23 protein-coding genes and 1 riboswitch are annotated in these 24,951 nt (G+C 36.6%); of the genes, 12 read left to right on the top strand and 11 right to left on the bottom strand.

What is annotated here, in order from left to right; all coding sequences use genetic code 11:
- Positions 1 to 53: 53 nt before the first annotated feature.
- Entirely contained in the window at positions 54 to 1,667 is a 1,614-nt protein-coding gene (locus A33S_RS0102705) for a bifunctional metallophosphatase/5'-nucleotidase (RefSeq protein WP_009384000.1), read from the bottom strand.
- Positions 1,668 to 2,050: 383 nt separating this feature from the next.
- Positions 2,051 to 2,950, bottom strand: a complete 900-nt coding sequence (locus A33S_RS0102700; RefSeq protein ID WP_017176521.1) for a CvfB family protein — start codon at positions 2,948 to 2,950, stop codon at positions 2,051 to 2,053.
- Between the two features lie 183 nt (positions 2,951 to 3,133).
- On the opposite strand from A33S_RS0102700, the gene A33S_RS0102695 reads away from it, so the two are divergent.
- Positions 3,134 to 4,741, top strand: a complete 1,608-nt coding sequence (locus A33S_RS0102695; protein ID WP_009384002.1) for an ABC-F family ATP-binding cassette domain-containing protein — start codon at positions 3,134 to 3,136, stop codon at positions 4,739 to 4,741.
- A 141-nt stretch (positions 4,742 to 4,882) separates the two neighbouring features.
- On the opposite strand, the gene A33S_RS0102690 is transcribed toward A33S_RS0102695, so the two are convergent.
- Entirely contained in the window at positions 4,883 to 5,923 is a 1,041-nt protein-coding gene (locus A33S_RS0102690; RefSeq protein ID WP_017176520.1) for an alpha/beta hydrolase, read from the bottom strand.
- A 429-nt stretch (positions 5,924 to 6,352) separates the two neighbouring features.
- Positions 6,353 to 6,529, top strand: a riboswitch (Lysine riboswitch).
- Positions 6,530 to 6,686: 157 nt separating this feature from the next.
- Between A33S_RS0102690 and A33S_RS0102685 the strand changes: the two genes are divergently transcribed.
- The 8 genes from A33S_RS0102685 to uhpT all read left to right on the top strand — a co-directional run bounded on the left by A33S_RS0102685 (position 6,687) and on the right by uhpT (position 15,320).
- Positions 6,687 to 7,673 (top strand): aspartate-semialdehyde dehydrogenase, encoded by a 987-nt coding sequence (locus A33S_RS0102685; RefSeq protein ID WP_009384004.1) that lies wholly within the window; start codon positions 6,687 to 6,689, stop codon positions 7,671 to 7,673.
- 6 nt (positions 7,674 to 7,679) lie between these two features.
- Positions 7,680 to 8,555 carry a 4-hydroxy-tetrahydrodipicolinate synthase gene (dapA, locus tag A33S_RS0102680; protein ID WP_009384005.1) on the top strand — a complete coding sequence of 292 codons (876 nt, stop codon included), beginning with the start codon at positions 7,680 to 7,682 and terminating at the stop codon, positions 8,553 to 8,555.
- Positions 8,556 to 8,558: 3 nt separating this feature from the next.
- Positions 8,559 to 9,296: a 4-hydroxy-tetrahydrodipicolinate reductase gene (gene dapB / locus A33S_RS0102675; RefSeq protein ID WP_009384006.1), complete on the top strand. Its 738-nt coding sequence runs from the start codon at positions 8,559 to 8,561 to the stop codon at positions 9,294 to 9,296.
- 3 nt (positions 9,297 to 9,299) lie between these two features.
- Positions 9,300 to 10,019, top strand: a complete 720-nt coding sequence (gene dapD / locus A33S_RS0102670) for a 2,3,4,5-tetrahydropyridine-2,6-dicarboxylate N-acetyltransferase (protein ID WP_009384007.1) — start codon at positions 9,300 to 9,302, stop codon at positions 10,017 to 10,019.
- An 80-nt stretch (positions 10,020 to 10,099) separates the two neighbouring features.
- Entirely contained in the window at positions 10,100 to 11,248 is a 1,149-nt protein-coding gene (locus A33S_RS0102665; protein WP_009384008.1) for a M20 metallopeptidase family protein, read from the top strand.
- 4 nt (positions 11,249 to 11,252) lie between these two features.
- Positions 11,253 to 12,326 (top strand): alanine racemase, encoded by a 1,074-nt coding sequence (locus A33S_RS0102660; RefSeq protein ID WP_017176519.1) that lies wholly within the window; start codon positions 11,253 to 11,255, stop codon positions 12,324 to 12,326.
- Positions 12,326 to 13,591, top strand: a complete 1,266-nt coding sequence (gene lysA / locus A33S_RS0102655) for a diaminopimelate decarboxylase (protein ID WP_017176518.1) — start codon at positions 12,326 to 12,328, stop codon at positions 13,589 to 13,591. The genes A33S_RS0102660 and lysA overlap by 1 nt, the downstream gene beginning before the upstream one ends.
- Positions 13,592 to 13,940: 349 nt before the next feature.
- Positions 13,941 to 15,320 carry a hexose-6-phosphate:phosphate antiporter gene (uhpT, locus tag A33S_RS0102650; protein WP_009384011.1) on the top strand — a complete coding sequence of 460 codons (1,380 nt, stop codon included), beginning with the start codon at positions 13,941 to 13,943 and terminating at the stop codon, positions 15,318 to 15,320.
- Here the strand turns inward: uhpT and A33S_RS0102645 are convergent.
- The 3 genes from A33S_RS0102645 to A33S_RS0102635 all read right to left on the bottom strand — a co-directional run bounded on the left by A33S_RS0102645 (position 15,310) and on the right by A33S_RS0102635 (position 16,974).
- The gene (locus tag A33S_RS0102645; RefSeq protein ID WP_009384012.1) at positions 15,310 to 16,098 is read right to left on the bottom strand and encodes a response regulator transcription factor; all 789 of its coding nucleotides are present in this window, start codon (positions 16,096 to 16,098) and stop codon (positions 15,310 to 15,312) included. The genes uhpT and A33S_RS0102645 overlap by 11 nt on opposite strands.
- A 188-nt stretch (positions 16,099 to 16,286) precedes the next feature.
- Positions 16,287 to 16,487 carry a cold shock protein CspA gene (cspA, locus tag A33S_RS0102640; protein WP_009384013.1) on the bottom strand — a complete coding sequence of 67 codons (201 nt, stop codon included), beginning with the start codon at positions 16,485 to 16,487 and terminating at the stop codon, positions 16,287 to 16,289.
- A gap of 178 nt (positions 16,488 to 16,665) precedes the next feature.
- Positions 16,666 to 16,974, bottom strand: coding sequence for a DUF1033 family protein (locus A33S_RS0102635; RefSeq protein ID WP_009384014.1), 309 nt, complete (start codon positions 16,972 to 16,974; stop codon positions 16,666 to 16,668).
- A 163-nt stretch (positions 16,975 to 17,137) separates the two neighbouring features.
- On the opposite strand from A33S_RS0102635, the gene A33S_RS0102630 reads away from it, so the two are divergent.
- From A33S_RS0102630 to A33S_RS0102620, 3 genes are read left to right on the top strand one after another with little or no spacing between them, the layout of a single operon-like run.
- Complete coding sequence (locus A33S_RS0102630) at positions 17,138 to 17,407, top strand: acylphosphatase (protein ID WP_009384015.1); 270 nt, start codon at positions 17,138 to 17,140, stop codon at positions 17,405 to 17,407.
- 12 nt (positions 17,408 to 17,419) lie between these two features.
- Complete coding sequence (locus A33S_RS0102625; protein ID WP_009384016.1) at positions 17,420 to 18,106, top strand: 5-bromo-4-chloroindolyl phosphate hydrolysis family protein; 687 nt, start codon at positions 17,420 to 17,422, stop codon at positions 18,104 to 18,106.
- Positions 18,107 to 19,270, top strand: a complete 1,164-nt coding sequence (locus A33S_RS0102620) for a toxic anion resistance protein (protein WP_009384017.1) — start codon at positions 18,107 to 18,109, stop codon at positions 19,268 to 19,270.
- Positions 19,271 to 19,602: 332 nt separating this feature from the next.
- Here A33S_RS0102620 and brnQ3 read toward each other — a convergent pair whose 3' ends face one another.
- The 5 genes from brnQ3 to A33S_RS0102595 form a co-directional block, all read right to left on the bottom strand.
- On the bottom strand, positions 19,603 to 20,949 hold the full coding sequence (brnQ3, locus tag A33S_RS0102615) for a branched-chain amino acid-like transporter carrier protein BrnQ3 (protein ID WP_009383817.1): 1,347 nt from the start codon (positions 20,947 to 20,949) through the stop codon (positions 19,603 to 19,605).
- 117 nt (positions 20,950 to 21,066) lie between these two features.
- Entirely contained in the window at positions 21,067 to 22,947 is a 1,881-nt protein-coding gene (locus tag A33S_RS0102610) for a vWA domain-containing protein (protein WP_017176517.1), read from the bottom strand.
- Positions 22,948 to 22,961: 14 nt separating this feature from the next.
- Positions 22,962 to 23,753 carry an ATP-binding protein gene (locus A33S_RS0102605; protein WP_009383815.1) on the bottom strand — a complete coding sequence of 264 codons (792 nt, stop codon included), beginning with the start codon at positions 23,751 to 23,753 and terminating at the stop codon, positions 22,962 to 22,964.
- A 78-nt stretch (positions 23,754 to 23,831) separates the two neighbouring features.
- Complete coding sequence (locus tag A33S_RS0102600; RefSeq protein ID WP_009383814.1) at positions 23,832 to 24,035, bottom strand: DUF6501 family protein; 204 nt, start codon at positions 24,033 to 24,035, stop codon at positions 23,832 to 23,834.
- A 45-nt stretch (positions 24,036 to 24,080) separates the two neighbouring features.
- A complete protein-coding gene (locus tag A33S_RS0102595) occupies positions 24,081 to 24,893 on the bottom strand; it encodes a VOC family protein (RefSeq protein WP_009383813.1) in 813 nt (270 codons plus the stop codon).
- Positions 24,894 to 24,951 lie beyond the last annotated feature (58 nt).

Raw genomic sequence — 24,951 nt, 5'->3', positions numbered from 1 at the left:
CTCGCTTATTTTTTAGCTATATTCGTATCAAATGCTTTTCAAAATGGCTTAACTCAAGACATTGGAATGATGCGGCTTGGTTGGTTACCTTCGTATTTACTTAAGTCGGCATCCTTTAGATAGTTCATAAACACTTTATCCATTGCGTCACCTTCTTCAATGTTGCGACCAAACATTGAATATCCTTGACCACCACGACCAATGTAATCATGCATTGCGACATGGTATGTTTTATCATTATCAAGTGGCTCAAACTTACCAGTTTCTTTATTCTTAACTTTAATTTCTGTGACACGGGAACCTTTAGGCTGATTGATATCGTATTTCACACTAATTGAATCAGAAGCTTGTAAGAAGCCACCATAGAATTTAAGTTGTGATTCGCCGTTAACGTTGACAACTTCTTGAGCTAAACTATGTTCAAATGCTGCTTTAACTTCGTGCCCTTTTACATCAGTTTGTACTGCGCTTGTCACACCGTATGGAATAGCGTTCATGACGTCGTTAATAGTTATTGAACCTTTTGGAATATCCTTTTCAAGTGCACTACTATTTGAAACTGCAAAATCTGTTGGCTCATCGAACTCATATGTTTCTAAAGCATCTGTAAACACATTACCTAGAGATGTTTCTTTAGACACGTCGTTATCTAGCGGTGATTGGTAAGTCACTGGATTGTCTTGACGAATCACTTCGGAAGTTTCCTTCTTAAAGGTATGATATAAATCTTTAACGACTTTCTTTAACTTTGAATCAGGCTTAACATGTTTTGTTTCACCCTCTGAGATAAGTGATGGTTGGATGTCAGAGAATTTACCGTCTTTAAGATTAAAGTCGATTTGACCAATGTTTCTTAAATAACGACCCGTTTGCCCCATCGCATTACCTTTATAAGTACGTCCTTCTTTTAATACAGTGTGCGAATGCGCATCGACCACGACAACTGGTTTATGAATTGCTGGGTTATCTGTTAATCGCTTTAATAGTGTATCGCCACGATATGCTGCTTTCTTATTTTTATCGCCTAAGTGTGACAGTACGACGATAACATCTGATTGATCTTGAATTTTTAAAGCTTCATTTGTAGCACTTTGAATCGGATCTTTAAACTCGACACCTTTCATACTTGATATGCGCGTGATGCGACCAGTGTCTGGAGTATTAACTCCGATAATCCCATAGTTCGTGTCGTTTCTTTTCACAAATGTTGAAGATTTAAATGGACGCTCGCCATCTTTATACATATTCGCGCTTAATATAGGTGCCTTCACTTGGTTTTTGAGTTTCATGAGTTGGTCATAACCAAAATCTAACTCATGATTACCTACCGCTATCGCGTCGTAATCAAGTTCGTTGATGACTTTTGCCATCGCTTCACCTTTAGAGTGATCTGAAGCAGGATATCCTTGGAAAATATCACCGGCATCCACGAATAAATCAGGATTCGTTTCATCTTTAATGGTCTTTAACTTAGGCGCTCCGATAAATTCGCCCTTTTCTTCTAAGTAATGCCCATGAATATCATTTGTATGTAAAATTGTGTGTTCATGTGAAGAGGATTTCGTGTTAGAGGTTTTAGAAGTGGCTTGATTCAGCACAAAAGGAATAGATAATAATGCGAGACAGAGTGTGATACTTAACAATATTTTAGAAGATAACGATTTCATAAAAACCCTCCCTATGATAGTAACCAAGTTCATTCTATCAATGGGAAATTTAGTAAATATATTGATTCAGTTAAAAAGTTGTAAATCTAATTTATAATAAATGCATGAATTGGGGAATGTGGTGGTCTTGAGACTTGATTAAGTTTCAACCATCAAGTTTCAAGGGCTCTGAGACGTGATGACAGTTTCGCCATCAAGTTTCAAGGGCTCTGAGACGTAATTATGGTTTCCTCATCAAGTTTCAAGGGTTCTGAGACGTGATGACGGTTTCCCCATCAAGTTTCTACCTTCCCCACCTACCACTGAATGATGCTTGACCACATAAAAAGCCCCGAACTACAACAGATTTATTATCCATTGTAGGTCGAGGACTTAAATCAACATTACTTAGGATCGTCTACACGAGACCAACCTTTTTTCGTTAACGTAATTTTACCTGTTTCGATATTAATGATTTTGTGCTTGTATAAATGACCGATTGCACGTTTGAACGCGCCTTTACTCATATTAAAAACTTCCTTGATGGCTTCAGGACTTGATTTATCCCAAAATGGTAATTCTCCGTCATATTCAACAAGTAATTCGAAAATGAGTTGTCCGTCATCATCTAGGCGCTCACGCGCAAGTGGTAAAAATGAACCGTTAAGCTCACCTTTTTCATTGTAACCAATAATACGTGTTTCCATTAATTGGCCAAGTCTTGGTTCTTCTTTACGTTCTGACTCATGCACAAATATCTTATGACCGTCTTTAGATAATAAGAAAGTGCCGACACGTAATAAGCGGTACGGACGCGCTTCGATTACCGCATTTTGTAATGAATCATCATGAATTGGTGTATACATCTCTTGAACAATTGTTTCTGTAGCTAGGCGTGCGAATAATTGACCATCGCGTTCTACACGCAATGTACACAACAATTGATCGCCTTTTTCCGGCCAAAGGTCTTTTAACTTAGGTAAATCCACCCAAGGAATTAACACCTCACGCGGCAGGCCAACGTCCATATGTGCCCCATCGCGGTCAGTTTTAATTACCGTAATATAGCCATGACGGTCTCTTGTTATATCAGGCATGTTTTGAGTTGCGAATAATTCTCCTGAACGGTTCGGATAAACAAAGAAACTATATTCTTCGCCGACTTCTAGATCGTCCTCTTCATTCACTTCTGATTGATTCATTTTAATCGTTTCGTTATTAGGTCCTTTAAGTTGGTAAGTTGAGCCGTTTAACCCGACTACCTCTAAAAAGGTTATCGTACCAATGATTTCATTTTGATCCATAGATTTAATTATCTCCTTGTACAGATTAACTTTGTTCATTATAACATGGCGTGTTTACCATAGCACGAAAAGGTTTGCGACGAACAAAGATTTCGTGAACTTCTAAGTCCCTACCTTATCGAAAGTCACTATGATTTGTGGTATAATGCATGCGTTAGAATAAAGTTATAAAGGAGAAAATACATGTTACAAGTTACTGATGTTAGTTTACGTTTTGGTGATCGTAAATTATTTGAAGATGTCAATATTAAATTCACACCCGGCAACTGTTATGGTCTCATTGGTGCTAATGGTGCTGGTAAATCGACTTTCCTTAAAATTCTTTCTGGTGAACTTGATTCACAAACTGGTCATGTTTCATTAGGAAAAGACGAGCGTCTTGCTATTTTAAAACAGGACCACTTCGCTTATGAAGAAGAACGTGTGATTGATGTGGTTATTAAAGGTCACGAACGTTTATTTAACGTAATGAAAGAAAAAGACGAAATTTATATGAAACCTGATTTCAGTGATGAAGATGGTATTCGCGCTGCTGAACTTGAAGGCGAATTCGCTGAAATGAATGGTTGGAACGCTGAAGCAGATGCAGCTACCCTATTATCTGGTTTAGGCATCGAAGCTAACCTACATGATAAAACAATGTCAGAACTTGAAAATAACCAAAAAATCAAAGTATTACTTGCGCAAAGTTTATTCGGTGATCCTGATGTGCTTTTACTGGATGAGCCTACAAACGGTCTTGATATTAAAGCCATCGCGTGGTTAGAAGATTTCTTAATCAACTTTGAAAACACGGTTATCGTTGTATCTCACGATAGACATTTCTTAAACAACGTTTGTACACACATTGCCGACTTAGACTTCGGTAAAATTAAAATCTACGTGGGTAACTATGATTTCTGGTATCAATCAAGTCAACTTGCTCAAAAAATGGCGCAAGAACAAAATAAAAAGAAAGAAGAAAAAATTAAAGAACTTCAAGACTTTATCGCACGTTTCTCTGCGAACGCTTCTAAATCTAAACAAGCTACAAGTCGTAAGAAACAATTAGATAAAATCGAACTAGATGACATTCAACCATCTTCAAGACGTTATCCTTATGTTAAATTTACGCCGGAACGTGAAATTGGTAATGATCTTTTATTTGTTGAAAACGTTTCTAAAACAGTAGATGGCGAAAAAGTATTAGATAACATTTCATTCACGATGAACCCTAATGATAAAGCTGTATTATACGGCGATAGTGAAATTGCTAAAACAACATTACTTAAGATTTTAGCTGGTGAAATGGAACCTGACGAAGGTACAGTTAAATGGGGTGTAACAACTTCTCAAAGTTACTTCCCTAAAGACAACTCTGAGTACTTCGATGGTGTTGAAATGAACTTAGTAGATTGGTTACGTCAATATGCACCTGAAGATGAGCAAACTGAAACATTCTTACGTGGCTTCTTAGGTCGTATGTTATTCAGCGGTGAAGAAGTTAAGAAGAAAGCTGACGTGCTTTCAGGGGGCGAAAAAGTACGTTGTATGTTAAGTAAGATGATGTTATCAAGCGCTAACGTGCTATTACTTGATGAACCAACAAACCACTTAGACCTTGAAAGTATTACATCTGTCAACGAAGGTCTTAAGAACTTCAAAGGTTCTATCATCTTCACGTCACACGACTTTGAATTCATTAATACAATCGCGAACCGCGTCATTGATCTAAATAAACCAGGCGCTGTTTCAAAAGAACTTTCATACGAAGATTATCTTAAAGAAGAAGGCGTATTACAAAGCTTATAAGCTATATGAATGAGGTACCGCATGTTTGAGATGCGGTACCTTTTTTGTCGATTATAGAAAATGACATAAGATAAAAATTTTAAGCTAACTGTTCACCAAATTACTAAAGCCACACCCTACTCTATGGGCGTGGCTTTTCACTCATCGTACTAAGTTTTGTTGTAATAGAAATGCATGACGTGCTTCATGATAATTTTTGGTCGCTTGTGAATTTAAATCACTCATGTAGCTATGCGTCTTCTTACCATACTTAAATGACGGGACGTAGATATCCGATGGTACGCCATGTTCCTGTAGTTTGTTGTAGAAGTCCGTTGCTTGGTCTTTAAACGAACCTGCATTGCCGTCTGTAATAAAGACTGGCGGGAAGTTTGAATCCACATATCGGATTAAATCGAGTTTCGGATTATACTTTCGTATCACTGATTTATAGTAATAGGCACGCGCCCCTCTACCGAATAAGAAATTATTTAATATAATCGGCGCTTGGGTCTTGTTAGAACGATAAGGATCTAATAAAGGTACTTCAAGTAACAATGCTTTAATATTGTCTTTATTTAATACTGGTTTAATGCCGACTTGTTGTTGATACGTTTCGCTTACTTGAATGAGCGCAAATTCGACTGCGAGATTACCGCCTGCACTCGTTCCAGAAATGATAAATTCGTCTTTATTTAAATTAAACTTTTCAGCATTGGCTTTTAAAAATTCGACCAAGCGTGAAATTTGTTCAACTTGTTTCGGATGCTTGTACCATGGCGCAAAGGCATAATTCGTCGTAACCACGTTATAGCCATATTCCACCATCGCCTCGAATTTATATTTCATATACGCATCATCCGCATTAGTCGTTGGATCGCCTTCGATTTTATCCCCTACGACAAAGCCACCACCATGCATATAGATGAAAGTTGGGCGTGTTGCGTCACCTTCATCGTTTTTCGTGATGATGTCGCAAAAGCCACGAGGTAATTCTGTATCATATTGAACGTTATTAATAATTTTATATTTATCATCAATCACTTCTTCATAAGTTTTAGCCTTACGGTAGTTCGTAAATCCATCTTTAAGTTGAATAATTCGTGCTAGAATAGAATCCTTTTCCGCAAATTTGTAAAAACCTAAGACTGCAAAAGGTGCTGATACGAGTATAGATGCCGTAATTAAACGAGATGCTTTCATTGAGTAGACTCCTTTTTGTAGTTATGTATTTATTTAAGAATCTTTAATTATAAACGTTCTACCCCATTTAACTTTCTTATAACGTGAAAGTTTAATTTGAAACACTTTCTTAAAGTGTTAAATTTTTACTTTTTGAAAAGCCCTTTAGATATAATTTGGATTGTTTGAATTTTTTTCTAGAATTTAAGTATACTTTCTTCTATAAAGCTCAATGCGCAGTAGCTGACTGAATGCTTGATGCGCTTTTCAAGCTTCCAAGCAATCTAGTCAGCCTTGCGAGGGCTCGAAAACGAAGTCGGTTCCCGCCTTCTATCTCGCTCCCCATAAGAAACTCTAACGCATAAATGCGTAAGAGTTTCTAAATTTTCTGTCAAATGAGTTTACAGGACATGTGGGTTTATGTATAATGTAAACCATACCAATTGAATATGATATTGATGAGGCGCATCAATCATCAGTAATAGCCAGATGACCACCTGCTAGTGGCTGGTTATGAAAGGGTGAGATGCCGAAATAAATGATGTAGCAGATTTCATTTATTGGATTCTATGGTTAAGAGCTGAGAGTCTGTCATTATTTGAAAGATAATGGAGTGCATCACTTGTATATAGATATAACAAGTTCGGCGCACCCGAACTTGTTTTTTTATATTCTATTGTACTCTGTGTCGAATGTTTGTTTTAAAATATGAAATTGGTCTAAATTACAATTAAAAGTTTCAGAATTTTAAAATTTTTATATTTATTTTTAGGAGTGAATGTCAATGGCAAATTTAGCAGTAGTAGGCGCAACAGGATTAGTAGGAAGAAATGTTTTGGAAACGATTAAACGTAAAAACATTTCTTACGATTCACTTGTGCTTTTTTCATCAAAGCGATCAGCAGGACAAGAAGTTGAATTCGATGGTAAAACGTACACGGTTCAAGAACTTACTGAGGATAAGACTGATGGCAATTTTGACTATGTAATTATGAGTGCTGGTGGCGGCACAAGTAAAACATTCGCTCCATTATTCGAACAACATGGTGCAATTGTAATAGACAACTCGAGTCAATGGCGTATGACTGAAGATATCGATCTCATCGTACCTGAGGTTAACGCACCTAAGCTTGAACGTAAGATTATCGCAAACCCGAACTGTTCTACAATTCAATCAGTGGTACCACTGAAATTATTAGATGAAGCTTTCGGTTTAAATCGTGTTGCTTACACAACATATCAAGCGGTATCAGGTTCAGGTGTCAAAGGTAAACGCGATCTTGAGGAAGGTGCAAACGGTAAAGCTCCAGAAGCATACCCTCACCCTATCTACAACAACGTGTTACCTCATATCGATGTCTTTTTAGAAGATGGCTATACGAAAGAAGAAAAGAAAATGATTGATGAAACACGTAAAATTTTAAACTTACCTGACTTAAACGTAACGGCGACATGTGTACGTGTACCTGTTCAAGACAGTCATAGCGTGCATATCAACGTTACGTTAGACAAAGAAGCGACAGTTCAAGCTATCCAAGACGTATTTGACAAAGATGATCGTGTCGTTTTAGTCGATAATCCTGAGAATAACGAGTATCCTTTAGCTATCCACTCAACTGGTAAGGATGAGATTTTTGTCGGACGTATTCGCCAAGACCAATCACTTCCAAACACTTTCCACGTATGGTGTACGTCGGATAACTTATTAAAAGGTGCAGCATTAAACGCAGTTCAAATCTTAGAACAATTATTAAATTCGAAAGGAGCATAAATAAATATGGCACATATTTTTGAAGGTACAGGTGTCGCGATTACAACACCTTTTGTAAATGACGAGGTTAATTACGAGGCTTTAAAGAAACACGTTAACTTTTTAATTGAAAATAACGCGAAATCAATTGTTGTAAATGGTACTACAGCTGAGAACCCTACTTTAACAGACGATGAGAAGAGTCAAATCTTAAAGACAGTTGTTGAAGAAGCAAACGGACGCGTTCCTATTATCGCTGGTACAGGAACTAACAATACAGCGAAATCAGTTAAAGCATCTGTTGAAGCGCGTGAACTTGGCGCAGATGGTATCATGTTAATCACGCCTTATTACAACAAAACGAATCAACGTGGCTTAATTAAGCACTTTGAAACAATCGCGAATGAAGCAAAGTTACCAGTCATTTTATATAACGTACCATCAAGAACAAACCTATTTATTGATGTTGAAACGGTTGTTGAATTAAGCAAGAACGAATACATTGTAGGTATTAAAGACGCTACAGACGACATGGAATATGTTAAAGCGCTTAAAGACCAATTAAACATGGATGAGTTCGCTTTATATAGTGGTAATGATGGCAATGTTGTTGAATACATTGAACGCGGTGGTCATGGTATCATTTCTGTAATCGCTAATGTGATCCCTGGCGCTTATCAAAGACTTTTCGATGATGACAAAGCGAATCTTAATGATAATTTCAAGAACATTCAAACATTACTCAATGCACTTGAAGTTGACGTGAACCCTATCCCTATCAAAGTGTTAACTGCATATGAAGGCTTTGGAAACTATGAGTTACGTTTACCTCTTGTTCCAATGTTAGATGAAGACAAAGCAGAATTAGAAAAAGCATATGAAGCATATAAAAGAGGTGAATAATTCATGAAAATCGCATTAATCGGTTACGGTGCAATGAATAAACGTGTTGCAAGATTAGCGGAAGAAAGTGGTCATGAAGTTGTAGGTGTGATTGTGAAAAGTGATAAATCATATCCCTACCCTGTCTATCATTCAATTAAGGATGTTGAGGAGCTTGCGGATGTCGCTATCGACTTTTCAAATCCGGAACTATTACTTCTATTATTAAAAGAAGATTTCAAATTACCACTTGTTATCGCAACAACTGGTGAAAAGGAACAAATTATTGAACGCTTACAAGAGCTTGGTCAAGATATGCCCGTCTTCTTCAGCGCGAACATGAGTTATGGTATTCATGTCTTAACGAAGTTGTTAGAAGTGGCAGTTCCCCTACTCAATGATTATGATATTGAGTTAACTGAAGCGCATCATAATCAAAAGGTAGACGCCCCAAGTGGTACGCTTGTGAAACTATACGATGTCATCGAGTCGTTACGACAAGACGTTTATCAAGAACATAATCGTCATGAGAAAAATAGTAAGCGTACAAACAATGAGATTGGCGTTCACGCCCTTCGTGGTGGTACGATTGTGGGTGAACATGATGTACTCTTCGCAGGTATTGATGAAACAATCACCCTAACACATCGTGCGCAGTCTAAAGATATCTTCGCAAATGGTGCGATTCAAGCAGCATTGACACTAGTTGACAAGCCTAATGGCTATTACACATTTGATAATTTAAACAAAGGAGCGAATTAAGAGATGGTTAAAGATTTTACTGCAGAGGAAATTATCCAATATATTAGTGAGGCTAAGAAATCAACACCGTTAAAAGTATATATGAACGGTGAATTTAGTGAAGTCACATTCCCGGACACATTTAAAGTATTTGGTGCGGAACGTTCTAAAGTCGTATTCTGCGAAGCGGATGATTGGAAAGCGTTCTATGAGCAAAACGAAACAGTCATTGAAGAATTCGAAATTGAAATGGATCGCCGTAATTCTGCTATCCCTATGAAAGACTTAACAAATACAAACGCTCGTATCGAGCCAGGTGCTTTTATCCGTGAACATGCGACAATCGGTGACGGTGCTGTAGTCATGATGGGTGCTACGATTAACATTGGTGCTGTAGTTGGCGAAGGCACAATGATTGATATGAACGCGACATTAGGCGGACGCGCTACAACAGGTAAAAACGTGCACGTTGGTGCAGGCGCTGTATTAGCTGGCGTAATTGAACCACCTAGCGCATCACCAGTTGTTATCGAAGACGACGTATTAATCGGTGCGAACGCAGTTATTCTTGAAGGCGTACGCGTTGGTAAAGGTTCTATCGTTGCTGCAGGTGCAATCGTAACGCAAGATGTTCCAGAGAATTCAGTTGTAGCAGGTACTCCGGCTAAAGTAATTAAAAAAGCGACTGACGTTGAAGACTCTAAGCGTGAAATTGTTTCAGCATTAAGAAATTTAAATCAATAATATTCTTTCTAACTAAGCGAAGTCCGTGCTTTGGATATTCGCTTAGTTTTTTACCTAGTATGTTATGAAAGGTTGAGTTTATGACAGATTTAGAATTTGTGACACACCACCGTCGTCACTTACATCAATATCCCGAGGTTAGTCTTCAAGAATTTGATACAACGGCTTATATCGTTAACTTTCTTGAAGAGTTAGAAATTCCTTATGAACGCCCTCTTCAAACAGGCGTAATCGGTCGCCTTGAAGGTAACAGTGACAAGACCATAGCGTTTCGAGCGGATATCGATGCACTACCGATTACTGAAGAGAATGACGTGTCTTACAAGAGTCAACATGAAGGTCGCATGCACGCTTGTGGTCACGACGGTCATACGACTGCCCTCATGCTATTTGTCACACGTTGTAAAGCGCTTTATGACAAGGGTGCGCTTCCTCACAATGTGATCTTCATTTTCCAACCTGCAGAAGAAAGTGGTGGCGGCGCTAACCTTCTCATTCAAGAAGGTGCCTTTTCAAAGGATGATATCAACGCAATCTTTGGCGTTCACGTCATGCCTTTTGAAGAAGAAGGCAAAGTTGTCGTTAAGGATCATGAACTTACCGCAAGTGCGACTGAGTATCGTTTCTTTTTAAAAGGTCTTTCAAGCCACGTTGCGAATAAAGAACAAGGGCGCGCAACAAGCGAAGCGTTGGCGCATGTGATTACGCAATTGACTCAAATTCAACACTTTCATTTAAATGGTTTAAAACGTAATATCGTCCATATCGGTCGCTTTAGCGCGGGTGAAGCGATCAATACCGTGCCAAGTAATGGTTATTTAGAAGGTACGATTCGTACATATGATATGGATGATCTCAGCATTATTCAGGAACAAATGAAGAAAATTTCTGAGAGCGTCAAAGCGTTATATGGTGTTTCTTGTGAATTAAAATTTGAGGTCGGTTACCCACCTACGATGAATGCGCCTGTATTAAAAGACCACGTATTACGTAGTTTAGAATTAAATCAACTTGAGCCTGTATTTAACGAAGAACCTTACCTCTTCGGTGAAGATTTCAGTTTCTATAATCAAATTGCGCCAAGTTACTTCGTGTTCTTTGGTACGCGCAATGTTGACAAGGACTTCGTGACAGGTTTACACACATCTACACTTAACTTTGATGAAAAGATATTAGTAGATGTGGCGAATTTTTATGAACAGTTACTAATGCATTTTAACGAGGAGTGAAACTATGACAGCCACATGGTCAGTTAACACGGCACAATTTCTTGATAACGCTAAAAATGTTGTTTCGAACAATTCAATCATGGCTGTTGTGAAGAATAACGCCTACCATTACGATCTTGAGTTTTCAGTGAAACAATTTTTAAAGGCAGGCATTAACACGTTTAGCACAACGTCACTTAAAGAAGCGATTCGTGTCCGTAAACTTACAGACGATGCGACCATTTTTCTAATGAACCCTACGTTTGAATTCGATTTATTGCGTAAGTATCGCATTCAAATGACCCTTCCGTCGCTAGATTTCTACTATTATAATAAGAAGGAATTAGCGGGTGTGTCCGTTCATTTAGAATTTGAAAATTTGTTACATCGTTCAGGATTACATAACTATAGTGAGATTCTTGAAGTACTTGAAGATCACGCGAATAACGACCAATCTCATAAAATGAATATCGTTGGACTATGGACACATTTCGGTTATGCAGATGAATTTGATGTACCAGAATATGAAACAGAAAAGCGCGATTGGTTAGAAATTGTAGACGCCCTTTTAAATCAAGGCTATACATTTGATTATATACACGCTCAAAACAGTGCAAGTTACTATCGTGAAGATGGTGTCTTCCCCCATCACACGCATGCGCGAATTGGTATAGCGTTATATGGTTCTCGTCCCTACAGCCAATTATCCCTTGCTTTAATCAAGCAATCGCTCACTGTTAGTGGTAAAGTGATACAAGTAAGAGATCTGAAGCAAGGTGATTATTGCGGATACAGTTTTACATACGAAGTTAAGGAAAATACGAAATTAGCTGTAGTCGATATTGGCTATGGTGATGGCATTCTAAAAGCGCGCGCAAAAGGCCAAGAAGCAATTATTAATGGCAAGCGTTATCCGATTCGTGGGCTTATGATGAGTCATATGTTTGTCGAAGTAGATGACACTGTCCATGCAGAAGATGACGTAATTTTATATAATAATGATATCAGAATTGATGAGTTCACTTTCAAAGGAGTTGGCGCTAACTCCGAACAATTAAGTGCAATGAATCATGATTCTTTAATAAAGGAGTATGTATAATGGTTGTTAATTATAATAAACGTGGCGAACTCGCGATGGGCGGTACAAGTTTACGTACTTTAGCTCAAAGCTTTGGTACCCCAACGATTGTTTATGATGAAGATCAAATTCGTGAACAAATGAGACGTTACCATAAGGCTTTTCAAGAAAGTGGCTTAAACTATTCCATTTCATATGCATCTAAGGCATTTACATGTATTCAAATGGTAAAACTTGTACAAGAAGAAAATCTTGAGTTAGACGTTGTGTCTGAGGGTGAATTGTACACAGCACTCGAAGCTGGCTTTGATCCAAAGCATATTCACTTTCACGGTAACAATAAGACGAAACATGAAATTCGTTATGCGCTCGAACAAGGTATTGGTTACTTTGTAGTCGATGCACTTGATGAGATCGCTTTAATCGACCGTTATGCGTCAGAACAAGTTGACGTATTAATTCGTGTCAATCCAGGCGTTGAGGCGCATACGCACGAGTTTATCCGTACTGGTCAGGAAGATAGCAAGTTTGGGCTTTCTCTTGCAAAAGGCCTTGCTAAAGAAGCGGTTGATCAAATTAACGCTTCTAAAAAATTAAATTTAAAAGGAATTCACTTCCATATCGGTTCTCAAATTGAAGAAACTGACGGTATGATTGAAACTGCTGAAATTGTTTTAAACTGGTTGAAGGAAAATGATATCAAAGTTGATATCTTGAATTTAGGTGGCGGTTTCAGTATCCGTTACGTTGACGGTGATACGTCATTCCTTATTGAATCAGGTATTAAGAAGATTACGGATAGCTTAAAGTCTGTGAGTGACTCTATTGGTTATCCACTACCTGAAATTGCGATAGAACCAGGACGTTCAATTGTAGGTGAAGCTGGGGTTACGTTATATGAAGTTGGCACGATTAAAGAAATTCCAGAAGTGAATAAATACGTATCAATTGATGGCGGTATGAGTGATCATATACGAACTGCGCTATATGATGCGAAATACGATGTGAAGCTTGTGAATCGTGATGATGAATCGGATAAAACGGTTACGGTTGCCGGTAAGTTATGTGAATCGGGCGACATAATTGCGAAAGATGTTAAGCTACCATCAAGTGTAGCACGTGGTGATTACCTAGCTGTATTATCAACTGGTGCTTATCATTATTCTATGGCTTCAAATTATAACCAAATGCAGAAACCTTCTGTCTTCTTCTTAAAAGATGGTAAGGCGCGTGAAGTGATTAAACGCCAGTCTTTACGTCAATTAATTATTAACGATACGAAATAATTTAATAGAGTTTGATAGATTGTCTGAAGCGTCTATATCGTGATTAAGTTCACGGTATAGGCGCTTTTTGGATTAGGGTTATTAGATTGGAATGGATTTGTAAGTGGTTTAGGTGTAAGGGTGTATCGCTGGAGTGAGTTGCGTCGGTTTGTTTAAGTGAAACCGACGCACATCATTAAACGATGTGCCCTATTACATCTATAATATATATCCTCAATTTTAATCATAATTCCCCACCCACCTCATTTTAAGTTCAGTTTTTGGTATAAAATAATAGTTTTTCGGATTCTATTTACATAATTAATATTGCTATACTTAATTGAAAATCTAAATAAAATGAGGTGATGGTATGAAATTTTTCGAAATTAATAAAATACCACTCAAAAACATACCTATAGCAATGCAAAGAAAATTATGGCTACGTCACTTTCTTCAAGCTTTCTTTGTCGTGTTCTTTGCATATATGGCCATGTATTTGATACGTAACAACTTTAAAGCAGCCGGACCAATGCTTAAAGAAGAAATCGGCTTTTCGACGCTTGAGCTTGGATACATAGGTCTCGCCTTTAGTATCACGTATGGAATCGGTAAAACAGTTATCGGTTACTTAGTCGACGGACGTAACACGAAAAAGATCGTGTCCTTTCTATTGATAATGTCCTCTATCGTCGTACTTACAATGGGGTTTGTTCTAAGTTATTTCGGTTCTATAATTGGATTGTTCATCGTTTTATGGGGATTAAATGGTGTATTCCAATCTGCTGGTGGCCCAGCGAGTTACTCTACAATCTCAAGATGGGCACCACGTCCTAAAAGAGGTAGATTCTTAGGTTTCTGGAATACGTCTCACAATATTGGTGGTGCTATTGCAGGTGGTGTTGCACTTTGGGGTGCGAATATGTTCTTTGACGGACACGTAGTCGGTATGTTCATATTCCCAGCAGTGATTGCTTTATTCGTAGGTATTGTAGGTCTCTTTATTGGTAAAGACGACCCAGAGGAACTTGGATGGAATAAAGCAGAAGATATCTTTGAGGAACCAGTAGATCAAGAAAATATCGATTCCGTTAAAATGTCTAAATTTGCGATATTTAAAAAGTATATTCTTAGAAACCCTGTCATATGGATACTATGTGTATCTAATGTCTTCGTATATATCATTCGAATAGGTATCGATAACTGGGCACCACTCTACGTTTCAGAGCATTTAAACTTTAATAAAGGTGATGCAATCAATACGATTTTTTACTTTGAAATCGGTGCGCTCGTAGCGAGTTTGTTATGGGGTTATGTATCGGACTTACTTAAAGGTCGCCGTGCTCTAGTAGCTGTTGGCTGTATGTTTATTATTTCCTTTGTAGTACTCATGTATATGAATGCGACAAGTGTTCTAATGGTGAATATCGCATTATTTTTACTAGGTGCATTAATTTTCGGTCCTCAGTTACTAATCGGCGTTTCTCTAACTGGCTTCGTACCTAAACGTGCCATAAGTGTGGCAAACGGATTGACGGGTTCTTTCGCCTACTTATTTGGTGATTCGATGGCTAAGGTCGGACTCGCAGCAATTGCTGACCCTGAACAGAATGGTCTACACATTTTTGGACATACGCTTAGTGGTTGGACGGACGTATTTGTTGTGTTCTATGCAGCGTTAATACTCGGCATTATATTACTCGCAGTTGTAGCTATCTTTGAGGAAAAGAAAATTCGATCGCTCAATCATTAATATTGAAGGTTAAGACATGATTCAATGTCTTAGCCTTTTTTTGATTATTAGAAGTGCTACTCATATTTCTATATAAAGTTGGTGTTACGCCTACATACTTTTTAAAGTGATAAATATAGTTCTTGTAGTCGTTAAAGCCAACCATTTGTGCTATCTCATAGTGCTTATAATGTTGGTTAAGGAAGTTCAATGCCATTAATGTTCGATAACGATTTAAATAATCTTTGATTGAAATACCCACTTCTGCTTTAAAGATACGCATTACATACGATTCACTAACGTGAAGGGCTTTTGCGAGATGAGAAACATTAAAATGCGTATGATAATTCTGTTTCATAAATTCGATCACTTTATTTACGTAAAAGTGATGATACGTTCTCGGCTCTAGAGGCTGGAACACTGGGAGTTGATGCACCGAACGAAGTGTAAATTGTTCAAGACATTTAGGGAGCTCGTGCATAACTTCAGTCTTCAAGATATAATCAGAAACTCGTAATTTAAGTGCGGCTCTTATACAATCAAAATCTTTAGACACTGAAATGACTACTTTCTCACACGCGTAATCCTGGATAGTATGTAGCAATGTGAACCCATCGTCTTGAGGCATGCATATCTCTGTGATTACGAGTTCAGGATGATGTGTATAGATGAGTTTAAAGGCTTCTTTGCCCTCATTTGCGAAAAGCACTTTAGAAAAGTGATAATCATGCCAGTTTATATTGTTAGTCATAGTATTAAGGAATTGAGCGTCGTTATCATATAAAAGCACTTTATACATATATGCACCTTCTAGTCATAAATTATATATGTATAGTATTATAAAATAATTTTATTATCAATTAAAATCCTCTATTTTCGATGTATAAAGCCTCATGGATTATAGATAATAGATCCATTTAAATGAATGCATACAAAAAACACCTTACGTGCTGTAAGGTGTTTGTTAGTCAATATTACAATCTATGATTATAGTTTAACAACGTTTGCAGCTTGTGGGCCACGGTCGCCTTCAACTACTTCAAATTCAACTGCTTGACCTTCATCTAAAGATTTGTAACCTTCTTGGTTAATTGCTGAGAAGTGAACGAATACGTCGCTTTCACCTTCTACTTCGATAAAACCGAATCCTTTTTCAGCATTAAACCATTTAACTGTACCTTGTTTCATATCTGTGAAACCTCCAAGACTAAAATTCAATATGCGTTATTCGCATATTACAAAAAATACTTATAATTATTCAACTTTTATGTAAAAATATTCTTTGCAATATGGAATAATGCACTTGCTATTAACTATTATAGAGTAATGAATAAACAATTGCAATACAAATTTGAAAAATTTGTAATTATTCAATAATAGGTAGATTATAATAAATATTATTGTTTTTTAAAATGATATAACTGTGAAATATCTGTAAGTCCTCATCACAATGCTTACAAAATTTTAAGTCACAATTATTGTAAAATGCATATATATTATATTTACCAACTATATAATTATCGTATTTATCGATCGCAGTATATATCTTACTTGAATATTCTTCTATCATTTCATCATATGTATTAAAGGATTCTTCTTCAGTTATGTAAGTTTTCCAATCATCAAACAGCCACCATCCTTCAAAATCAGCAACAATTTTAGTAATTGTCCACATGTGAGGATGACCTCCTTAATTATAAACTCTTATGAAACAATGTAAAGCCTTTAAACTTTAAAATCAAGTCCAAAGACTTAAGTCCTATGGCCGATGTTTCACTAACGCAAATATTAGTTTTTTGCGATTAAAATACGTATAATGTAATTAAGAGGTGATTATTATGAAACTTAAACATATATGTGTGTATGGACGTGTTCAAGGTGTTGGGTTTAGGTTTTATACAGAAAAAATTGCTAAAGCCTTAGACATTGAGGGCACTGTTGAAAACGTCGAGGACTTTGTAGAAATCTACGCACAAGGTCCTGAAACTCAGCTCAATAACTTTATTGAAAGAATTGTTAAAGGTCCGTCCCCTATGTCAAAGGTAGATACGTATACAATTGATGAATTACCTCCTGATGAGAGTATTAAAGGATTTTGGACTAAATAAAGGAAGATGTAAATGAGATATTATATTTCAAAAGTCATTGGTGTATTAGTTGGTATCCCAATCGCTATTGCAGCATGGCTCAGTAGTGTGTTTGGATTAGATATCTTCTTTTTATTCGATGGTTTAATAGGGTTTCTAGGCTTCTTTGTAGGTTATCTCCCTACTCAAAGACTTGTGTCTAGATCCTTTTTAAAAGAGAATGGCCTATCGAGAAAAGAATACCGCTATATTAGACGTCAACTTGAACAATCACAACATAAATCTAAGCGCATTTTCAAAAGTTTTATTAATGTGCGTTCAGTGAAAGATTTTAGAACGGTTAATGATATTTATCGACTAACACGCACAATTAACCAAATCGTTGCTAAACGTCCATATAAGTTTTATAAAGTAGAAAGTTATTTCTACTCCCATATCGAAAACGCTACAAATCTAATTGATAATTATACGCGCCTATCACGTATTTCTAATAAATCCAAAGACGAGAAGCAAACGCTTGAACAAACGCGCATTACGCTTCATGAGATTAAACGTACGCTTGTAGCTGACTTAAAGCGTTTAAACGAGGATGATTATAGTCAATTAGAAGTAGAAATTGAATTGAATAATCTTGAGCAAAAGCGCAATCGCACGAAGACTAAAGATATTCAAGAACAATTCGATAAACAAGAAAATCCAAAAGAAATGGAGAGAAAATAAATGAAGGAACAAGATCTTAAAAATTCTCACCCATTAGATGCATACTTTGAAGAGACGAATGAACTCGAAAAGCAGTCGAAAGAAAACAACCCTTCTACGACGTATGAATCACATTTTACTGAACAAGATAAACAAAAGATTGATGAATTATCTAAACAAATCGTACCGCTTGATAATGACGCATTATTAAAGTTTGGTTCTAACGCTCAAGGTAATTTATCAAACTTCTCTCATAAAATGTTAGATGAAGTTCAATCTAAAGACGTGGGTCCTATTGGAGATACGTTGCAACAACTGATGTCAAAACTTCAAGAAGTTGACCCTGATGAATTAAACCAAAAAGAACAATCTATATTCAAACGTATTTTTAAACGTACTAAAAATTCGATTCAACAAGTATTTACGAAAATGCAATCAGTGGGTTCTCAAGTTGACCGTATTTCAGTTCAACTTGAAAAGAACAAAAATACACTCATGAGAGACATTAAATTATTAGATGAATTATACAACCAAAATAAAGACTATTTTTATGTATTAAATATTTATATCGCGGCAGCTAAGAAGAAAAAAGAAGACATTGAAACTATCACGTTACCTGAACTTAGGAATAAAGCGAAACAACAAGATGGTAATCAAATGGCAGTTCAAGATGTAGCGGATATGGAACAATTCGTTGATCGTTTAGATAAACGTATTTATGACCTACAACTCTCTCGTCAAATCACCTTACAATCTGCACCTCAAATTAGAATGATTCAAAATATTAACCAAGCGCTTGCTGAGAAAATTCAAAGTTCTATTCTTACAAGTATCCCATTATGGAAAAATCAAATGGCTATTGCCCTAACGCTTATGCGTCAACACAACGCAGTAGAAGCTCAAAAACAAGTTACGAATACAACGAACGAACTTCTTGTGAAGAACTCTGAAATGCTTAAACACAATGCCGTTGAAACTGCTAAGGAAAACGAACGTGGTATTGTAGATATTGAAACGTTACGTACGACGCAAGATAACATTATTGAAACGATTGAAGAAACACTTCGTATTCAAGATGACGGTCGTAAAAAACGACAAGCTGCTGAAGTTGAGTTACAACAACTTGAGACTGATTTAAGAGAAAAGCTTACAATTAATCAAGATAACCGTGACCGTTTAAATTAATTTAAAATAAAAATTTAGCCACTCGTTATACGTTAACGAGTGGCTTTTTTATAAGCTTGAGACATAAGTTATGAAATAGTGCATTAAAACTTTATTTTATACAATTCTCAAAACAGCTGACTCCTAGGGATGGGACCCCGGCAGAGAAATTTGCGCTAGCAAATTTCTCTGCCGGGGCTTTCAATGTAATGAACAAAGAAGCGAAAGCTTCTTTGTAAGTTCAACTAACGAATTAAAATTCGAGTTGAACTTTACAGGAAAGCATGCTGTTTTAAGAGAATTGTTTAATAGGTCCCAAGCTCATTTCTACCCTATCGAATTAAATAGCGTACTTATTCTTTTTGATAAACGATAGCGGATTGCTTTTTAAAGAAAATACCAATGAGGTATCCAATGATAAGACCAATAATCATAATTGGGAACCATTCTAAAGAATATGACTTAAGTGGTAAATGATTCATAAAGTCGAGTGCTTTGACACCAAGAGAATGAATTACACTTAAAATCGATACGATTGTTACAACTAGTACGGTAATTTGTTGTGTGATTGGTTTCATAGGAACAAATCGTGCGATTAAGATTAAGAGTACCGTTGTTATCGCGATTGGATACACAACTGATAGAACTGGTACTGACATCGAAATGACTGTGTTTAATCCTAAATTTGCGATAATAAAGCTAATTAAAGTGAAAATAATAACGTATGCTTTATATGAAAGTTTAGGAAATATGCTATTAAAGTATTCACTTACAGAGACAATTAAACCGCAAGCAGTCGTTAAGCAAGCTAGTGCAACGATAATACCTAATAAGTACTTACCAAAGGCACCAAAACCTGTTTTCGCGATCGTAATTAACAAGAATGTACCGATGTTCTGATCTTTAGATACCAGTTCATTCATTTTAGCTTCAGAAATATTCATATGGTTACCAATAAATCCTAAAGAAATATAGATAACGGCTAGTGCTGCAGCCGCAATTAAAGCAGCCATAGCAGTATGTTTAAAGATTGTGTTTGCATGAGAGATGCCCGTGGCTTTTACAGCATTAACCACAATCATGGAAAATGCGATAGCTGCTATTGCATCCATCGTTAAATATCCTTCAGTGAAGCCTTTCGCAAAACTAGACATTGACGTAGCGAAAGCTTTCGTATCACCTGCACCCTGTGGCGCTGTACCAAAATCCGTAAACCCTTTGATAATCATCGCAATGATCGTAATAAGAAGTAATGGCGTTAAGATTGCCCCAATGCGGTCAACAATCTTGTTAGGATTGATACATAAAAAGATGACGATTAAAAAGAATATTGCTGAGAATACAAATAAAGCGATGTTATTCGTCGTATGGAATATCGGTGTAATGGTCATTTCAAAAGATGTTGATGCTGTTCTCGGAATCGCAAATAGTGGTCCGATTGTTAGGTAAATCACAACTAAGAACACGACTGAGAACATAGGATGAATCTTATTAAAAGCACCGATGTACCCTTGTTTATCGAGTGCACCAACAACAACGCCTAATAACGGTAGCCCTATCCCTGTAATCACAAATGCGAAAATAGCTGGCCAAAAGTTAGGTCCACTGTTAAGCCCTAGATTAGGCGGAAAGATTAAGTTTCCTGCGCCAAAAAATATCGCAAATAACATAAATCCTATAATTAAAGTATTTTTATTCATATTATTAATTTATCCTCCAGATAGTATCATTTTTAAATTATACGTCATTCTAACACATAATAAATGTAAGGTCTATACATTTTTCAGAAAATTTAAAAACTTTGTTAGTATAAAGCGTTAAAATGTCTGTAAAAGTAACTTTTTGAGTAAAGGTGATAAATGTTCAGGTAAATGTTCGACACCTTCAACGAATATAGCATATGGTCCATATATGTTATGAATCGTTTCTTCGATATCCTCAGTAATCGGGTCTTGACTAAGGAAAACGTTAAAGACTTCGATACCAAGTTTACGCGACGTTTCAACTGCTTCATAAGTGTCTAAGATACCATCCTGGCTATAGTTATAAGCGGATGGTTCCCCATCTGAAAAGACAATTAAGAACTTTTGCTTGTGTGAGCGACGTAGTAAACGATCACTTGCAAGACGTATCGCAACGCCGTCTCGGTTATCATCTTGAGGTTCCAATGCCATGATGCGTAAGTCGTCTTTGTTAGTGACAGACTGATGGAACGAAATAATTTCATCAATAATGTTAGGTTGCTTTCTGTCATCTGCGTCAAAAGCATCCTCGTTAAACGCTAGAATTTCGTGTTTGATATTAAGGTGTTTTAATGTCTCATGGAATAAGACGACACCTTTAATCGTTTCATCCATTTTGTCATGCATACTTGCCGATGCATCTATTAACAACGTAAATGTTGCATCGAATTCGTGACTTAAATCTTCCTTTTTATAGAACATTTTGTATTGGTTATCTATAAACCAATTAATTAAATTCTTTTGTATACGCCCTTTTGTTAAATTATGGCGTTCAGACTGTTGTTCACGTTCAATTGTCTTTTTAATCATTTGAATTAAATCTTTGATTTCAAAATGGACATGTTCCTCAACTTCACGATACGATTCATAGAATTCAGGCTCAATGGATGGTGTGTTCCATTTTATCTCAACGTTTTCGTTAATACCTTTAAGTTTGAGACCTGGGTTCATGCCGAGCTGGCCACCTTCTTCATCATCAAGGACGTCGTCATTTGTACCCTTGCCTTTCTTAGTAGCCATTTCAGTGATATCGTCTGTTGAATCACCTTCTCTTGTGTCGTCATTTGAAGTAGATGCGTCAGAATTTTCGCCTTCATTCAGTTCCATTTCCATATAGCTACCGCCACTTGACTTAGAATCTTCGGCTTTCATGTCGACTTCTTCGGTCTCGTCTTCTTCATTAGTTTGATCATTCTTACCATCAGAATTGTCTGAGTCGACGCGTTTTCCAGGGTCAATCGTATCCATTTGTTCATAAACGCGTCTAGGTAAGTGGTAGTATTCATTTAACATATCTTCTTTTAAAATATCGTCAATTTGGAACATAATGCGATCAGCTAAAAACATACTGTCTTCAGAGCTTTCTATTTGGAATATATCTGGTAAATACATGTACATTGCATTTAAAATATCATCAAGTTCGTCCGTCATTTGAGGTACGTCATAGAAATTACCAGTTAAAAATGATTGCTCCAAGTATAGAAAGAGTAAGTCTGTATATGTCGTCTTTGTTTGATAAACCTTGATTTGACTTCGATTATATTTCAAACGCATGTCACGTCTGAGTTGAAAGATTTTATCAGCAAACGGCCTCTCGTTAACGATTGCCTGTGTTACTCTGATTTCTTCAATAAGTTTAAAGAGCTGATAATAGATCTTTGGATGCATGAAATCGTTATCGAGTACTTCTTTCGTAATCTCTACAGACATCTTTAGATAGCTATAGGTAGCTAATAAGACATCAGATTTAAGACCTGTTATTTCTATGTTTTCAGGTCGATGTGACCAGAAAGAACTTGCTATCAACTCATTATGAATCGGATCGTAGTACGGAAACTTGTGAATCTTAACCTTAGTTGTGGGATCTTTCAACAATAAACGTGCTAAGTCTTGAAGCATCATGACCTTTTTCGCATCAAGCTGTTCGTCATTAAACTTTATAAAACGTTCACTCATGTAAAATCTCCTTACTAAAAGTTAAGTTCTACGGCATTTATAATCGCACGTCGTTCACGCTCGTCTTCAAGTTTATCTGTAATAACACGTTTAATCGCACGTTCAACTGGTATAACCGTTGCTAAATCACAAAGGTCGATGAGCGCCCTAACGCTTGCTGCCTCTTCAGAAATTTGACCTTGTTTCGTCATAGTTTTGAGATCGTTGCTAAATTGAACGATTTGTTTGATAAGTGCTTTATCTTGTAACTTACTTTGACTTAAGATAATTTCTGCTAGTGATTCACTATCGATATAGTCAACTTCAATTACGACAAATCTGTTCTTAAGCGCCTCGTTCATCGGTAACGTACCAATATATCCTTCGTTAATTGCTGCGATAACGTTAAATCCAGGTTTCGCTACAACCGTTTCTCCTGTAAAAGGATTTTGTAAACTACGGCGGTAATCAAGTACACCATTTAGAATAGGTAATGTCTCAGGCTTAGCCATGTTAATTTCATCAATGTAAAGAATCGAACCTTCTTTCATGGCTTTGATAACAGGGCCGTCGACAAAGACAATTTCTTGTTGGCCTTTTTCTGTAGATTCAATGGTCTTGAAACCAAGTAAACTCTCAGCATCAAGATCTACAGAACAATTGATTTGATACATCGGTTGATTAAGCTCGTCACTTAACGTTTCAGCGAGCTTCGTTTTACCTGAACCAGTTGGGCCTTTTAATAAAATGTTTTTATTTAGTTGAAATAGCGCTTTCGCATCATTGTATACAGTTTCATCAGAATTGATATATTTCGTATTAGCCATCTTCAAACTCCCTCTCTATTTATTTACAATGAAAAAAGGGATTAGACATAAGTCTAATTCCCTTAAAGTTTATAGACATCAAACTTCTTTAAAATATTCCTTGTAATAACCACCTACAAGTCCTGAGTTGTCAATGATTTGGTAATATTCCTCAGTTTCATTAACAACGTCGTAAACTTTATCGATCGTAAGCATATCGGCTACAGTGAATTTCTTCGCATCAGTATGTACGACCTTAACTTGTTTGATAGGTGTCTTATCTTTCCATGTTTCATGTAACATTGTTACACCGTCCTTATTCTAATAAATTCTATTATGCCTCATGTTCTACTTTTCATCAAGCGTGAATATGAATGCAATACCACTTGTATCGTTAACTCGAATAGAACGTGTTTGTCTTTCTTCACTCTTCAACTCTTGAAAAGGAATTTCGTTAAGCTTAAGCTTTTCAAGTGCTGTCTCAAATGCTTTTTGAGAAGGCGCAGTGAATTCAAGTTGTTCAAAGATACCAAATTCAGGAAGCTTCATTGCTTCATCAGCCTCAACAACGTGAACTTCGCCACCTAGGCCACCGTCACCTACTGTAAATACGATCACTTTCTTATTACCATCTTCAACAGTATATTCAGCTAAAGGCTTGAATCCGAAAATTTGAGTTAAAAGTGAACCGGTCACGATAGGTTCATTTGTATTTAAGATAATTGGTCCAAGACCAGTTATTTGATGAAACGGACTTACATTACTTGAATCACTAGGTACACCTAACGGGATACCGCTATTCGTTTCATTAGAATAAATATCATAATATTGATGGTTGCTGTCGTTAAAACCAAAATGTTCGTTTTGATTAAGATGTGCGACATCACTATAAGAAATATTAGATTTATCAAGTAATGCTTGATACTCCTCTAGTCCATCGTCTGTCGGAATTCTTAAACCGATGCTTCTATAATGTTGATAGCTATCTTGTAGTTCAGGAACCTCTACAAACTGAATACATGTTCCAGGACTGAATTCAGCATCACCGAACTGTGCATTTTGGTTCACACTTCGATAGTTCATACCTAGAATATCTCTAAATAATTCAATTGTTTGATCTATGTTAGTTGTACCTAAAGTAATACTTCGAATGCCACTCATCAAAATCGCTCCTTAAATTATTAAGTTAAATTTATTATAACGTACAATAGGAATCTGT

The organism is Staphylococcus massiliensis CCUG 55927 (assembly GCF_000298075.1).
Lineage (GTDB): Bacteria > Bacillota > Bacilli > Staphylococcales > Staphylococcaceae > Staphylococcus > Staphylococcus massiliensis.
This window is presented reverse-complemented; position numbering and strand designations above follow the sequence as displayed.